Origin of the sequence: Salinisphaera sp. C84B14, assembly GCF_040361435.1 — a bacterium.
Taxonomy (GTDB): domain Bacteria; phylum Pseudomonadota; class Gammaproteobacteria; order Nevskiales; family Salinisphaeraceae; genus Salinisphaera.
Map to the genome: position 1 here is coordinate 49,790 of NZ_APNL01000022.1, position 14,470 is coordinate 64,259.

13 protein-coding genes are annotated in these 14,470 nt (G+C 63.6%); 5 read left to right on the forward strand and 8 right to left on the reverse strand.

Translation table 11 applies throughout. The features are described from left to right. Positions 1–96 precede the first annotated feature (96 nt). From C84B14_RS16115 to C84B14_RS16130, 4 genes are all read left to right on the forward strand, one after another. Positions 97–2,124 carry an oxidoreductase gene (locus C84B14_RS16115; RefSeq protein ID WP_353225614.1) on the forward strand — a complete coding sequence of 676 codons (2,028 nt, stop codon included), beginning with the start codon at positions 97–99 and terminating at the stop codon, positions 2,122–2,124. A 233-nt stretch (positions 2,125–2,357) separates the two neighbouring features. Then, positions 2,358–3,788 carry an APC family permease gene (locus tag C84B14_RS16120; RefSeq protein ID WP_353225615.1) on the forward strand — a complete coding sequence of 477 codons (1,431 nt, stop codon included), beginning with the start codon at positions 2,358–2,360 and terminating at the stop codon, positions 3,786–3,788. Between the two features lie 60 nt (positions 3,789–3,848). After that, a complete protein-coding gene (locus tag C84B14_RS16125) occupies positions 3,849–3,974 on the forward strand; it encodes a hypothetical protein (RefSeq protein WP_353225617.1) in 126 nt (41 codons plus the stop codon). Positions 3,975–3,986: 12 nt separating this feature from the next. Continuing rightward, positions 3,987–4,700 carry a M15 family metallopeptidase gene (locus tag C84B14_RS16130; protein ID WP_353225619.1) on the forward strand — a complete coding sequence of 238 codons (714 nt, stop codon included), beginning with the start codon at positions 3,987–3,989 and terminating at the stop codon, positions 4,698–4,700. A gap of 218 nt (positions 4,701–4,918) precedes the next feature. Here the strand turns inward: C84B14_RS16130 and recQ are convergent, their stop codons facing one another. The 3 genes from recQ to C84B14_RS16145 form a co-directional block, all read right to left on the reverse strand. Further along, complete coding sequence (gene recQ / locus C84B14_RS16135) at positions 4,919–6,733, reverse strand: DNA helicase RecQ (RefSeq protein ID WP_353225621.1); 1,815 nt, start codon at positions 6,731–6,733, stop codon at positions 4,919–4,921. 1 nt (position 6,734) lies between these two features. Continuing rightward, positions 6,735–7,448 (reverse strand): PAQR family membrane homeostasis protein TrhA, encoded by a 714-nt coding sequence (gene trhA, locus C84B14_RS16140; RefSeq protein WP_353225623.1) that lies wholly within the window; start codon positions 7,446–7,448, stop codon positions 6,735–6,737. A gap of 161 nt (positions 7,449–7,609) precedes the next feature. Continuing rightward, positions 7,610–9,862, reverse strand: a complete 2,253-nt coding sequence (locus C84B14_RS16145; protein ID WP_353225625.1) for an acyl-CoA dehydrogenase — start codon at positions 9,860–9,862, stop codon at positions 7,610–7,612. A gap of 276 nt (positions 9,863–10,138) precedes the next feature. Between C84B14_RS16145 and C84B14_RS16150 the strand changes: the two genes are divergently transcribed. After that, complete coding sequence (locus C84B14_RS16150; protein WP_353225627.1) at positions 10,139–10,828, forward strand: TetR/AcrR family transcriptional regulator; 690 nt, start codon at positions 10,139–10,141, stop codon at positions 10,826–10,828. A 50-nt stretch (positions 10,829–10,878) separates the two neighbouring features. Here the strand turns inward: C84B14_RS16150 and C84B14_RS16155 are convergent, their stop codons facing one another. The 5 genes from C84B14_RS16155 to C84B14_RS16175 all read right to left on the reverse strand — a co-directional run. Further along, complete coding sequence (locus C84B14_RS16155) at positions 10,879–11,247, reverse strand: PilZ domain-containing protein (RefSeq protein WP_293625081.1); 369 nt, start codon at positions 11,245–11,247, stop codon at positions 10,879–10,881. Further along, a complete protein-coding gene (holB, locus tag C84B14_RS16160; RefSeq protein WP_353225629.1) occupies positions 11,248–12,258 on the reverse strand; it encodes a DNA polymerase III subunit delta' in 1,011 nt (336 codons plus the stop codon). Further along, positions 12,255–12,893 carry a dTMP kinase gene (tmk, locus tag C84B14_RS16165; RefSeq protein ID WP_353225631.1) on the reverse strand — a complete coding sequence of 213 codons (639 nt, stop codon included), beginning with the start codon at positions 12,891–12,893 and terminating at the stop codon, positions 12,255–12,257. The genes holB and tmk overlap by 4 nt, the downstream gene beginning before the upstream one ends. Further along, the gene (gene mltG, locus C84B14_RS16170) at positions 12,890–13,891 is read right to left on the reverse strand and encodes an endolytic transglycosylase MltG (protein WP_353225633.1); all 1,002 of its coding nucleotides are present in this window, start codon (positions 13,889–13,891) and stop codon (positions 12,890–12,892) included. Before mltG ends, tmk begins: the two co-directional genes overlap by 4 nt. After that, positions 13,884–14,470, reverse strand: a 587-nt coding sequence (locus tag C84B14_RS16175; protein ID WP_502949917.1) for an aminotransferase class IV, incomplete at its 5' end; no start/stop codon positions are given. The genes C84B14_RS16175 and mltG, both read right to left, overlap by 8 nt.

Genomic DNA, 14,470 nt, shown 5'->3' on the forward strand with positions numbered 1-14,470 from the left:
AATCGTTCCTTCGCCGCAGAGCGCAAACATCACGGTGATCCCGGTTACCGATCAACCCCCGATATAATCGCCGTGCGACGGCCTTCGAGGAAGACGATGAATAATATCGATTACCCAAAACTGTTCGAACCATTGGACCTGGGCTTTACCCAGCTCAAGAACCGCGTGCTGATGGGATCCATGCATACCGGCATGGAGGATTTCTTCTGGCATTACGACGAATTGGCGGCCTATTTTGCCGAGCGTGCGGCGGGCGGCGTTGGCTTGATCGTCACCGGCGGCATCGCGCCGAACGTGGCCGGCTGGGTCTCGCCGATGGCCGGGCAGATGTCGCATCGCCTGCATGTCTGGCCACACCGCAAGATCACCCGCGCGGTGCATGCCGAGGGCGGCAAGATCTGCATGCAGATCCTGCATGCCGGCCGCTACGGCTATCACCCGTTCATCGTGTCGGCGTCCGATCGCAAGTCGCCGATCACGCCCTACAAGCCGAAAAGACTGACCACCCAGGGGGTCAAGAACACCATTCGCGACTATATCCGTTGTGCCGAGCTCGCGCGCGAGGCCGGCTACGACGGTGTGGAGGTGATGGGCTCGGAAGGCTATCTGATCAACCAGTTCCTCGTGGAGCGCGTCAACGACCGCGACGATGAATATGGCGGCAGCGTCGAGAACCGTCAGCGGATCGCGGTCGAGATCGTCGAGGGCATCCGCAAGGCCCTCGGGCCCGATTTCATCCTCATCTATCGCCTGTCGATGCTGGACCTGGTGGAAAACGGCCAGCGCTGGGAAGAAATCGTACGCCTGGCCAAGGCCGTGGAGGCCGCGGGCGCGACGATTATCAATACCGGCATCGGCTGGCACGAGGCCCGTATCCCCACAATCGTGACACGCGTGCCCCGGGCCGCCTTTGCCTGGGTGACGAAAAAGCTCAAGGGCGAAGTCGCCCTGCCCCTGTGCACCACCAACCGTATCAACATGCCGGACGTGGCCGAATCGCTGCTGGCCGATGGCACCGCCGACATGGTGTCGATGGCGCGCCCGTTCCTGGCCGACCCGGAGTTCGTCAACAAGGCGGCCAGCGCCCGCGTTGACGAAATCAATACCTGTATCGCCTGCAACCAGGCCTGTCTCGATCACACTTTTCAATGGAAGCGCGCGAGCTGTCTGGTCAACCCGCGGGCGGGCCATGAAACCAAGCTCAATTTCGGCCCGGCAAAAAAAATCCGCGATATCGCCGTGGTGGGCGCCGGCCCGGCGGGTTTGGAAGCCGCGACGCGGCTGGCCGAACGCGGCCATCGGGTTACGCTGTTCGACAGCGCCAGCGAAATTGGGGGCCAGTTCAACATGGCCAAGCGTATCCCCGGTAAGGAAGAGTTCTACGAAACGCTGCGCTACTACGCGCGCAAACTGGAACTGCTCGGCGTGGATATCCGGCTGAATACGCTCGTAGATGCCGACGATCTGCTCGCGATGGGCTTCGACGAACGCGTGATCGCCACCGGCGTGAACCCGCGTACCCCGGCGATCGAGGGTATCGAGCACCCAAGCGTGGCCTCGTATATCGATATAATCACCGGCCGCGTGGAGGCCGGACGCCGCGTTGCCGTAATCGGCGCGGGCGGTATCGGGTTCGACGTAAGCGAATTTCTCACCCATACACGTCCTTCGCCGGCCGAGGACAAACAGAAATTCTTCGATGAATGGGGGGTAGACCCGACCCTGACCCATGAAGCCGGGCTCATTAAGCCGGACCCGGAACCCTCGCCGCGCGAGGTCTGGCTGTTGCAGCGTACCGACGCCAAACCCGGCAAGGGGCTGGGCAAGACCAGCGGCTGGGCCCATCGCGCCTCGCTCAAGCACAAGGGCGTGCACATGATGGGCGGCGTCACCTACGAGCGTATCGACGATGCCGGGCTGCATATTCGAGTCGACGATCAGTCCCGGGTGCTGGACGTGGATACGGTGGTCATCTGTGCCGGTCAGCAGACGCGGCGCGAACTCGCCGACACGCTCGGCGCGCGCGGCGTCAAGACCCACGTAATCGGCGGCGCACAGCTGGCCGCCGAACTCGACGCCAAACGGGCCATACGTGAAGCCGCGGAGCTCGCGGCCGCGCTTTGAGCCAAGACCTGCCACGCGCGAGTGCGGGGCATCGATAAAACAGCGCGGGCGACGGCGATGCAAGGCCGCCGCCCGCGCGCTTTTTAAGCGACCGCAATACGTTCGTCGCCGGCGCAGCAGCCGGCGGTTGAAGCGGCCGCTGAGTTGACTGAGCACGGCGCGGCATTTTGCATGCGTACGCAATACCGCCACACTACGTGCATCATGCAGTCGACACCTCCCGGTTGACCTCGATGAGCGACCTCAACAAGAGCCTGGGCCTGTTCGGCCTGATCGCCATGGGCGCGGCCGGCGTGCTCGGTACGAGCTGGATCTATACCAACGGCGACTTCTTTGCCGCCTACGGTGCCGGCGGCGAGATATTCGGCCTGATCATAGGCGCGGTGCTGGCTGCCTGTGTTGCCTTTGCCTATGCCGAGTTGGCGTCGCGCTACCCGCGTGCCGGCGGCGAAATCGTGTATGCGTTTGTGGCCTTCGGACGGCCCACGGCTTTCGTGGCCGGCTGGCTGCTGATCGGTGCCTATGTCAGCTCGCTGGCGTTCTATGTGGCGGCCGCCGGCGGCCTGCTTGCGAGGGTGTTTCCGGCCATCCACAGCGGCGCGCTCTATACCCTGGCCGGCGAGACGGTCCATGCCCCGGTATTGCTCATTGGCGCGGCCCTGGCGATTGCCGTCTATGCGATCAACCGGCGCGGACTGAAACTCGGCGGCGGCGTACAGATCTCGCTGTTCCTCGCCATGCTGTTGATCGGCCTGGGCCTGACCCTCGTGGGTTTCGGCTACGGCGAACTTGATAATTTCTGGCCGGCCTATGCGGCCGATGGCAGGCCCGTGGCCGATACGCTGCGCTTCGTGTTGCCGGCGATGACCTTTCTGACCGGTTTTTCGCTGGTGGGTATGCTCGCCGAAGACGCACGCCTGTCACCGCGGCTCATTGGCGTGGCCGTGATGACCACGGTCGTACTGGCCGGCACGTTCTATGTCGTCGTGCTCACCGCCTCGGCATGGGTCATCCCCTGGCAACGCACTGCCGAACTCGAGCAGGGCACGATCGATGCCTACCGTATCGCCGGATTTCCGGCGTTGGCCTGGGGCGCCTACATCATTGCCCTACTTGGGCTTGTGACCAGCTTCATTGCCCTGTTCGTGGCCAGCTCGCGGGTGATGCTGGCGCTGGCGCGTGCCGGCCTGTTTCCGCGTGTTTTCGCCCGCGTCGACGCACACCGTGGCACGCCCGATGCGGCCCTGCTGTTCACGCTGATTCTAGTGCTTGCCCTGGGCGGGCTGGGCGAGGCCGCGCTGACCTGGTTTCTGGATACCGGCGGCATCTATATCGGCCTGGCCTGGCTGCTGGCCGTGGCCAGCCTCTACCGCATACGGTCCCTGCAGCCGGATGCCGACCCGCCCTATCGCGTACGCTGGCTGCTGCTGCCCGCAATCGGCGCGCTCGCGGCTACCGCGATCATCCTGCTCACGCTCCTGCCGGGAACCGGCATGTCGCTGCTGTGGCCGCACGAATACATCATCCTGTTGGTGTGGCTGATTTTGGGCACGCTGATCTACCGCCTTGCACCGCCCGCCATGAGTCGCGATCGGGCCATGGCGGCGTTACTCGGCCCGGCGGCGGCAAACGCCGGCTCGGCTGATGGTTCTACGGCCTGTTAACGCGAGCGCCAATCTGCGCGCTGCGTGCCGGAAGTTCGCCAGGCAAGGCGCGAGGCGCGAATGAACGACGAGCTGCGCGACATTGCAGCTCGCTCACGCCGCGAAACGACGCCACGCTCGCTGCGCATTGGATTGCGCGAAAATGGTTTGCGGCACGGCGATTTCGTTAATGTAGAAAGGCTCTGAGGAGACACCTCGATGATTGAACGCCCGGTCCCCGTTGCCGACCCCGTGGATAGCGACCGTGTTCGCCATCTGCCCATTGCCGACAACGGCGAAGCGCTGGTGCCCGCGAGCCTGGCCCCGGACCGCGTGCTGGTACGCCCGCGCTACCATCTGGAAGGCCTGCCGGGCGCCCTGCCCGAGTGCTTCGTGCGCGAAGGCGTGCTGGAACGGCTGCTACAGGCAGCCGCGTCGCTGCCCTCGGGCTATCGGCTGGTGCTGTTCGATGCATGGCGTCCGCTGTCTCTGCAGCGCTGGCTGTTCGAGCGCTTTGCCCGTGAACTCGAGCAAGGCGGCGGGCTCGAGCATATCGACGAATTCGTATCCCGCCCCATGCCCGATCTCGCTCAGAGCCCGCCGTATCATCTGACCGGTGGCGCGGTCGATCTGTCCATCGCCGACGACCAGGGCCGACTGCTCGCCATGGGCAGCGACTTCGATGCCATGAGCGATACCTCGCATACGGCGTATTTCGAAACCGCGCCGGGCGACGACGCGCAGCTCCTGAACTGGCGTGACAACCGGCGCCTGCTCTACCACGCGATGCGCGATGCCGGCTTCGTCAACCTGCCCAGCGAGTGGTGGCACTACGACTACGGCGACCAGCTATGGGCCACGCTAGGCGGCCACCCACATGCGCTCTATGGCGCCGCGGAACCGGCGTTTCGCTGGGGCGAACTGCCCTATTGACCCCACGCCGGAACAGCTGCCTGCGGCCGCTGCTTTGAACGCCACCGAAAGAAACGCCGGCCCGTCTCGGTTGTTTCTGCCAAAGACTTCAAGAACGATCGAGCGCGGCACGCGTGCTCTCGTACATGCGCGTGATCAAGCCGAGAAACCACCGACTGAATAATCTATTTTTGGGCCGGGTTGCTAATTCGTAATCCCAGCCGCCGTGTTGCGAGCGGTCAGCGCGTGTATTCGGCGATCAGGTCGACGAATTCACGGCCATAGGCGTCGCGTTTCTTCTCGCCGATGCCCGGTACGTTTTCCAGTTCGGTCGTACTCGTGGGCCGGCGTGCCAGCATCTCGCGCAGGGTGGCATCGTGAAATATCACGTAGGGCGGAACATCCTGTTCCTTGGCCAGACGCAGGCGCAGCTCCCGCAGTGCTTCCCACAACGGTTCGTCTTCCATTTCAATGGGCGGCAGTTCCTTTTTCAGGCGGCTGCGCGCACGCCCGCGCTTGCCGCTGCGATCCACGCGCAGCTCCAGTGTCTCCCGCCCCTTGAGCAGCGGCTTGCAGTGCGCGCCCAGGGCCAGACCGCCGTAGGCGGGATCGACGCGTACGTACCCCAGGGCGATAAGCTGGCGGATGATGGATCGCCATTGCTTGGTTTCCACCTCGGCGCCCACGCCGAAGGTCGATAGCCCGTCGTGGCCGAGTTCAACCGCTCGATCGCTTGCGCTGCCGCGTAGATGGTCGATCACGTAACCGGTGCCGAAGCGCTGGCCGGTGCGATAGATCGCCGATAGCGCCATCCGCGCCAGCCGGGTCGCATCGTAGGTTTCGGGCGGGTTCAGGCAGGTATCGCAGTTGCCGCAGGGCTGTTCGCGCTGTTCGCCGAAATAACCCAGCAGGCTGACCCGCCGACAGCTGGCCAGCTCGCAGTAGGCCAGCATTGCATCGAGCTTGCTACGTTCCACGCGCTTGCGCTCTTCAGGCGCATTGCCCTGCTCGATCATGCGCGAGCGCTGTACCGTATCGTTCAGGCCATAGAGCATCCAGGCGGTGGCCGGGGCACCGTCACGCCCGGCGCGCCCGGTTTCCTGGTAATAGGCCTCGATGCTCGCCGGCAGATCGACATGGGCCACGAAGCGCACGTCGGGCTTGTCGATGCCCATGCCGAAGGCCACCGTCGCACACACGATCACGCCCTCTTCGCGCAGAAACCGCGCCTGATGGGTCTGACGCAGCTGCGCGGGCAGCCCGGCATGATAGGCCAACGCGGTCTTGCCGCGCTGATTGAGCCATTCTGCGGTTTCCTCGGTCTTGCGGCGCGACAGGCAATAGACGATCCCGGCCTCGCCGTCGTGTTCGCGTTCTATGAAATCGAGAAGCTGCTGCTTGGCGCTGCCGCGTTCGGCAACCCGGTACTGGATATTCGGGCGGTCGAAGCTGTGCAGGAAAACGTTGGCCTGCTCGAGGCGCAGCCGTTCGATGATCTCGGCACGGGTCGGCAGGTCAGCGGTCGCGGTGAGCGCAACCCTCGGCACCTGGGGAAAGCGGTCGGCGAGCGCGGCCAGCGCGCGATACTCGGGCCGAAAGTCGTGCCCCCATTGCGATACGCAGTGGGCCTCGTCGATCGCCAGCAGGGAGATACGGCAATCGGCCACGAGATCGAGCATGCGCGGTTGCATGAGCCGTTCGGGCGCGACGTACACCAGGTCGATGGTGTTTGCGCGCATCGCCTGCTCGATGGCCTGCTGATCGGCGAAATCAAGGGTGGAGTTGAGATAGGCCGCACGTACGCCAAGCTGTTCCAGTGCTGCGACCTGATCGGCCATCAGCGCGATCAGCGGCGAAACCACGATTGCCACGCCATCGCGTACCAGCGCCGGAATCTGATAGCACAGCGACTTGCCGCCGCCGGTCGGCATGAGCACGAGCGCGTCGTCGCCGTTGCAGACGGTATCGATGATTTCAGCCTGGCGGCCACGAAACGCGTCGTAACCGAAGACCGACTGGAGAACCCCCTGTGGCGTTGCCTGCTCGGCGGCCACGTCAGCCCAGCAGTGCCGCCGCCGACGGCGCCAGCGGAATCACGTAGAACAGCACGGCAAAGAAATGAAACACGCTGCCGCCAATCACGAACAGATGCCAGATCGCATGGTTGTACGGCATGCTGTTCCAGGCATAAAAGAGCACGCCCACGGTGTACGAAATACCGCCGGCCAGCAGTAGCCAGACCCCGCCCATGGCCACGTTCTCGATCACCGGGCCGATGACCAGCACTACCGTCCAGCCCATTGCCACGTAGAACGCGGTGGAGAGATACTTGACGTTATTCAGCCGGGTGAGCTTTATCAGCACTCCACCCACGGCCAGCGCCCAGATCAGGGTGAAAAGCGTCCAGCCCCAGACACCGCGCAGGTTCACCAGCGTGAACGGCGTATAGGTGCCCGCGATCAGCACGTAGATCGCGAGATGGTCGAAAACCTTGAGCACGCTTTTGGCGCGCGGCGGATGGACCGCGTGATACAGCGTAGACGACAGGTGGCTGAGAATGAGCGCGATGCCGAAAATGGTTACGCTGACGACGTGCCAGACGTTACCCAGCAGCGTGGCGTATACCACCATCACCACCAGCCCGGCTATCGATAGTGCCGTCCCGATACCGGAGGTGATGGCGTTGGCAATCTCTTCGCCGAGCGTGTAGCCGGCACTATTCACGCGACGCGTGAGCGGGGGTTGGCTGGTCGTATTCATGGCGCGCATTCTGCCATGCCCTTGTACGATTTGCCCCTTCAATATCGATGCGGCGTTCCCTGCGCCCGCCGCGCCTGCGCGCATACCAAACCCTTGCTGGGTTTAGCCGCCTACGCAAACAAAAAAGGCGCCCGCAGGCGCCTTTAATGCCAGTTCCGCGCTAGCGCACGTTACTGGTTGGCCGCACGCGCAAATGGCGGTTCTTCGATATTGTCCGAGACTTCATCCTTGTAATACTCCTCGGCCGAGAAGGTATCCACCTGGATGGCCTCGAGCCGCGCGGCTTCGGCCTTGCGGATCTTGGCGGCATCGTCCTGGGTGATCACGCCCACGCCGACCGCCGACTCCAGCGCCTCGAGCAGGTTCGGGGCCTGGATCTGCTTTTTGTGCAGGGCCTTGCGAACCCGCATCGTCGGTTCCTGCGCTTCGCTGACCAGACGCCAGGCGTTGAGCAGACGGCCCATGCCGGGCTCGTCGTCGCGCGGCGTACCCATGCCGCCGGCCACGCGCTGGTACTGTGCGCCCGGCGCCTGAATGCTGGCCGCGACCGCACGGTCCATGGAGTCGCGCGGACCGGTGGACAGCGGATTGATCTTGAGCCAGAAGCGGCCGGGATAGCGCAGAATCCAACCCAGCACCGGCACGTCGAAGTTGGCATAAATGCCTTCGAAGGCCAGCTGTACCTGATGCAGGCTGTAGCGCAACGCCCAGTGCACGAGGGGCAGGTCTTCCTTGCGACTGCCTTCGGCCTTAAAACGACGCAGCGTGGTCACGCCGAACAGCATCCACGACAGGGCATCGGAGAAACGCCCGGAAATCTTGCCGCGCTGCTTGAGCTTGCCGCCGATCAGGAACATGGCCAGATCCGTCAGGAAGGCAAAACGGCTCGACGCCCAGCCGAGCTTGCGGAAGTACTGCGCGGTTTCATCGTTTACCGGCGTGCTTACCGTCCAGCCACGCGTAACCCCGCGCAGAATGCCGCGGAAGAAATTCTTAACCGAGTGACCCATCCAGCCCAGGATCGCCTTGCGGAAGGCCGGTACGTCGTCGGCCTGGACGGCGTTGAGCGTATCCAGCGCGAACGGATGGCAGCGTACCGCGCCCTGCCCGAAGATCATGAGCGTGCGGGTGAGAATATTCGCGCCTTCCACGGTGATACTCACCGGCGCGCCGGTATAACCACCGCCGAGGATATTGTTCGGGCCCTGCATGACGCCGGCGCCGGCCATGACATCCATGCCATCGGTCACCAGTTGCTGGCCGATCTCGGTGGTCTGCTGCTTGAGAATGGCCGAGATCACCGGCGGATGATTGCCGTTGTCCACGCCCGCACAGACGTAGATACGCGCGGATTCCAGGGTGTAGGTCAACGCGGCGATACGCGCGATCTTGGCCTCCACGCCTTCCATGAGGCCGATCGGAATACCGAACTGCTCGCGCACGATGCTGTACGGACCCACCGCAGCGGCGCTGGTCTTGGCAAGGGCCACACCGCTGGCCGGCAGCGATACGGCACGACCGCCGCCCAGCTGTTCCATGAGCATGCGCCAGCCCTGGCCGGCCCCGTCTACGCCACCGATGATGTTTTCCACCGGCGCGACCACGTCCTTGCCGTAGATGGGCCCATTGTCGAAAGCGCCGATCGGCAGATGATGATCACCCAGCTCCAGCCCGTCCATGCCCTTTTCGAGCATGACCACGGTGATCCCGGGAAATTCGCCCTTGCCCAACAGGTTGTCCGGGTCGTGCAGCGAGCAGGCAAGGCTGACGATATTGGCGATCGGCGCCAGCGTGATATAGCGCTTGGAGAAATTCAGTCGAATCTTGGCTTCGCCGTCATCGTCCTTGAATACCACGCCCTCGGCCTTGATCGAGGCCGCATCGGAGCCGGCCGTGGGCTCGGTCAGACCAAAGCACGGTACGTACTCGCCGCTCGCAAGCCCCGGCAGATACTTGTCTTTCTGCGCCTGGGTGCCGTACTCGAGCAACAGCTCCGCTGCCCCCAGAGTATTGGGGATAACAATCAGGGTGCCCACCGGGCCCAGGCCTGAGGTCTTGGTCATGACCGCACTGCGGGCGAGCACGGAGAAGCCGGAACCGCCGTACTCTTTCGGGATGATCATCCCGAAGAAGCCCTTGTCGCGAAGAAACTGCCAGATGTCGTCAGGAATGCGGCGCGTTTCGCGCAGCTTCCAGCCATCCACGCGATGCAGCAATTCTTCTACCGGACCATCCAGAAACGCTTGTTCTTCCTCGGACAAGCCCGGATAGGCTTCATCCATCATGGCACGGAAATTTGGATTACCGCTGAAAAACTCGCCGTCGATCCAGACCGAGCCGGCCTCAAGGGCATGGCGCTCTGTATCCGATATTTTCGGCAATAGTTTGGCGTCGTTGATCTTCTTCAGAAGTGTCGCAAACATGGCATCTCCATGGCTCGAAGCGTCGGGAGCGCGGCTCGACGAAAGCTCGCAGGCAAGCTGTGGCCGCACTGGGTGCTTACCCGACTATACCCGCGCCCGATGCGCTGCACAAAGGTAATTTCCAATACCCTGGCGCCGCTTTTGATCGACCGGTACACGCATTACCCTGCGCGATTTCAAGTTGCCCGCAATTATTTCAGCCAGTTATGCAAACTTGGGCACATACACGGAGCTTGATACAGTCGCCTAGAATTTGGCGCGTAATGAGTGTTACCCGTGATTGATCGATACCCCAGAACCACCAGCGAACGTGAACGGACGCTTTCGCGTCTGGACCCCGCAACGCGTATTCGTATCGAAGCCGCAGCGCTGGAATTGTTTTCCGAGCGTGAGTTCCATCGCGTCAAGCTGATCAACATCGCGCGCGAGGCCAGAATCAGCCTGCAAACGCTGTACAAATACTATGGCAGCAAGGAAGCGGTGCTGTTCGCCAGCCTGGATACCTGGCTGGGCGATCTGGCCAATCGCATGATCGATCATCTCCAGGGCATCGAAAATTTCGAGGATCGCCTGCGCAAGGTGTTCTGGGTGCTGCTAGATTATTTCGAGCGCAACCCCAAGGTCGCGCAAATCATTCTGAGCTCGGTCTATCTGAGCACCTGGCGTGACGACGACACCTTCCGTCAGCCGGCGCTCATGTCGGTATTTCTGGGCGTGATCAATGACGGGCGCGAACGTGGCGTGCTCACCGACGAAGTCGACGAGATCGAGATTTCCGATTTTATCTGGGGGGTGGCCAATCGCATGGTGGCGATGTGGTTGCTGCGTGGCCGCAAGCGGCCCCTCGCCGAGAAGGCACCGGCCATGTTCAACATGGTTTGGCGTGCTATCGCCAGCGAACGTGTGCTCGCCGAGCAGCTCGGTGAGCGCGCGCCGGCCAGCGAACCGGCAACCGCCGCGGGCTGAAGCGACAATCGCCCGCCCGGCCCCGGCGATCCACGGCAGGCGCGGGTGCGCTACATGGTATAGCTGGTGCGTCGATTCTCGAGCATGCCGGCAAGCAGCGTTTCCAGGCGTTGCTGCGTGGCACCGCCGTCCTGGGCGGCGAACTGAACGCCGATGCCGGCCGGGCGCTGGCTGCCGGTGTTGCGCGGCGTAACCCACACGACCTTGCCGGCGACGGGCAGGCGTTCGTTCTGCTCCACCAGGTGCATCAGCAAAAACACGTCTGCGCCCATATCGTAAGTCGTCTGGGTCAGATACTGCTGTTTCACGAACAGCCCACCGTTGGTCACGAACGGCATATACGCCGCACACAGCTCGGCGCGGTCGGCCACATCCAACCGAACGATTCCGGACTGGCTTGCAACATTCTGTTCGGGCATCTATCTACTCGGCTTGCGCTTGAGACGGGTTTTCAGATCCAGCAGCAATGACTCTACCACCAGTTGCCAGTCGGCATTGCTGCGTGCCAGGCGCGCAGCCTCGGCCACCTGTGCGCACCAGGGCTGAAAAGCATGCGGGTCCATGCGCGTGGCGACCCGTGCCAGGCTCTCCGGCAACGCCTGTGAGTTATCGGCCGGATCGCCGCTTTTCATGAGGGCGAGCGATAGCAGGCCGCTCGCCCGGCGATAGAGCCAATCGGTCAACAGATCCGCCGGCTGCTTTGCCAGGCGTTCCGCGGCCGAGGCCGGATCCTCGCGATTGCGTATCACGTCGGATAGCGCGCTGTCCCAGCCGTCGATCAGGGTGGCGTAATCCTGGGCGTGGCGATCGACCACGGCGAAGGGTGTGCGCAGACTGTCGACATCCAGGCCGTCGCAATCGACCTGCCGTGCCTCAAGCCACTGCCTTGCCTCGTCGGGCTCCGGCGGCGCGAGCCGCCAGAGCTGGCAGCGGCTGCGTATCGTGGGCATCAATGCCGAAACACGGTCGGTGACCAGAACGATATGACAGGCCGGCGGCGGTTCCTCGAGCGTCTTGAGCAGACTGTTCGCAGCGCTGGGCGAGAGCGCCTCGGCCGGGTCGATCCAGCCGATACGGCCGCTATCGTACTGGGGGGTAAGCTGCAGCCGTTGGGAGAAGGCGCGTACCTGGTCGACCTTGATGAGTTTGCCGGTTTCCTCCGGTGTCAGGCGCGAGATATCCGGATGGGTTTCAGCCTGGCGCTGGCGGCAGGCCGCACAGTGGCCGCAGGCATCGCCGTTACGGTCGGGCGCGCGGCATAGCAAAGCAGCCACGATACGCTCGGCAAACACGCGTTTACCGATGCCCGGCGGGCCGCACACCAGCAGCCCGTGGGCGACACGGTCCATCGCCATCGCCTGGGCCATACGCGTCCAGAGCGTGGCATGCCAGGAAGGCTTGGCGACGTCGTCGGCGGGGGTATCGCTCATATCAGATCGGCCAGCGCCTGCTCGATATGGCGACGAACGGCATCGGGGTTTTCGCTGGCGTCGATCACGCGATAGCGCGCCGGCTGTGCCTCGGCACGTGCCAGATAGGCCGCGCGAACGGTTTCGTGAAAAACCAGCGTTTCCCGATCGAACCGATTGCCCTCGCCGCGCTTGCCGGCACGGGCCAGCCCCTGGTCTACCGGCAGATCAAACAACAGCACCCGGTCCGGGCGGCGTTCGCCCTGTACGAGGGTTTCCAGTGCCGCGACCGTTTCGCTGCCCAAACCGCGTGCGGCGCCCTGATACGCATAACTGGCATCGGTAAAGCGATCGGTGAGTACCCAGGCGCCGCGACCCAGGGCCGGCTCGATTACCTCGTTCAAGTGGGCGGCGCGGGCGGCGAAGACCAGCAACAGTTCGCTCATCGGCGGCATGGGCGTATCGTATTCGCCCATGAGCACGCCGCGTATCGCTTCACCGAGCGCGGTACCGCCCGGCTCACGCGTGCAGACCACGTCGTGACCGGCTGCCTCGAGCATGGCCGCAACGGCTGCGATCTGGGTGCTCTTGCCGGCACCCTCCCCGCCTTCGAAGGCAATAAAACGCGCCCCGTCATCCACGACCGCCACGCTCAAGAGCCCCGCTGATACTCGTCGACCGCGCGATTGTGCTCGGCGAGCGTGTCGGAAAATACGTGGCTACCGTCGCCACGCGAGACGAAATACAGCGCAGTCCCCGGCTCCGGATTGAGGGCAGCCTTGATTGCCGCGCGCGAGGGCATGGCAATCGGCGTGGGCGGCAAGCCGGCCCGGGTATAGGTGTTGTAGGGCGTATCGCGGCGCAGATCCGAACGCCGGATATTGCCGTCGTAGTCCTCGATGCCGTAGATCACGGTCGGGTCGGTTTGCAGGCGCATGCCCTTCTCGAGCCGCCGTGCGAACACGCCGGCGATACGCCCACGCTCGGCCGGCACCGCCGTTTCCTTTTCGATGATCGACGCAAGAATCAGCGCTTCGTAGGGTGTCTCGACCGGCGTATTTTCGGAACGCTGTTCCCATTGTGTATCGAGATAGCGCTGCATCGCCTGGTAGGCGCGCTTGAGAAACGCGATATCGGTCATGCCGCGGGGAAACAGATACGTGTCCGGCATGAAGCGCCCTTCCGGGTTTTCATCCGGATGGCCTATCGCGGCCATCACCTCGGCGTCGCTCTTGCCGGTCAACTGATGATCGATCGCGTCGTTTTCGGCCATGAGCTTGCGGAATTCGGAAAAACGCCAGCCTTCGACCAGGGTAAGCCGATATTGCCGTGTCTTGCCCGAAACCAGCAGTTCCAGCAGATGGGCGGGTGTCTGGCGCGCCGGCACCACGTACTCGCCGGCTTTGATGTTGCCGGCCACCCCCTGAAAGCGCGCATACAGCGACAGGTATTTCGCATCGCGGGGGCGCGTGATGATGTCTTCGGCCAGCAGGCGCTGGGCGATGGCGGTGAAGCTCATACCGCTATCCACGGTCAGCAGCTTGCCCTCGCCGTTGTTCAGCGGCGAATTGAAAAACCGGGTCGTATCGATCGCCAGCGCGGCACATGCCAACACGCCCAGGCCGATCACAACCCATACCACCCGTTTAATCACCGCTACCTGCCTTGTCGTTGCTCTCGCTGCGTTGAGTCGCGCGAGTGTCGAGTTCGTTCAATAAGCTGCGCGCGTACTCGGCCGCCGATTCGCTTTCGTCAAGCGCACGACCATCAAGATGCGATATCGCGACCACCCCGCCCACGCTGTTGCAGGCGACGCTGGCACTGCAACCGCTGAGGTCCGACGGGCGGATATCGCGTTCGCTTACCCGCCTACCCGCCTGTTCGAGCTTACGCCAGAGCCGCTGGCGTGTGGCCCCGATGATACCTGCCCGCGCCAGCCTCGGGGTGTACCACTCGCCATCGGCATCAATAAAGAAAAGGTTTCGCATGGTGGTGGCAATCACGAACCCTTCGGCATCGCCCATCCACGCATCGGCCTGGCCGCGGGCGTCGCACTCCGCGCGCGCCAGCACCTGCTCAAGCCGGTTGAGATGCTTGATGCCGGCCAGGCGCGGCTGGATGGCCAGCTCGATCGAGGATCGCGCCAAAGCCAGCGGCGCGGGCACGCCCCGTGCATGCGCGGGCAGTTCGTGTGCGCTCACGATACGGCGCGGCTGCGGCGGGGGTGGGGGGG

Excerpts from the sequence above, each read along its gene's own strand:
- C84B14_RS16115 (WP_353225614.1), top strand. The coding sequence starts at position 97 with ATGAATAATATCGATTACCCAAAACTGTTCGAACCATTGGACCTGGGC.
- C84B14_RS16120 (WP_353225615.1), top strand. The coding sequence starts at position 2,358 with ATGAGCGACCTCAACAAGAGCCTGGGCCTGTTCGGCCTGATCGCCATG.
- C84B14_RS16125 (WP_353225617.1), top strand. The coding sequence starts at position 3,849 with ATGAACGACGAGCTGCGCGACATTGCAGCTCGCTCACGCCGCGAAACG.
- C84B14_RS16130 (WP_353225619.1), top strand. The coding sequence starts at position 3,987 with ATGATTGAACGCCCGGTCCCCGTTGCCGACCCCGTGGATAGCGACCGT.
- trhA (WP_353225623.1), bottom strand. The coding sequence starts at position 7,448 with ATGCGCGCCATGAATACGACCAGCCAACCCCCGCTCACGCGTCGCGTG.
- C84B14_RS16145 (WP_353225625.1), bottom strand. The coding sequence starts at position 9,862 with ATGTTTGCGACACTTCTGAAGAAGATCAACGACGCCAAACTATTGCCG.
- C84B14_RS16155 (WP_293625081.1), bottom strand. The coding sequence starts at position 11,247 with ATGCCCGAACAGAATGTTGCAAGCCAGTCCGGAATCGTTCGGTTGGAT.
- holB (WP_353225629.1), bottom strand. The coding sequence starts at position 12,258 with ATGAGCGATACCCCCGCCGACGACGTCGCCAAGCCTTCCTGGCATGCC.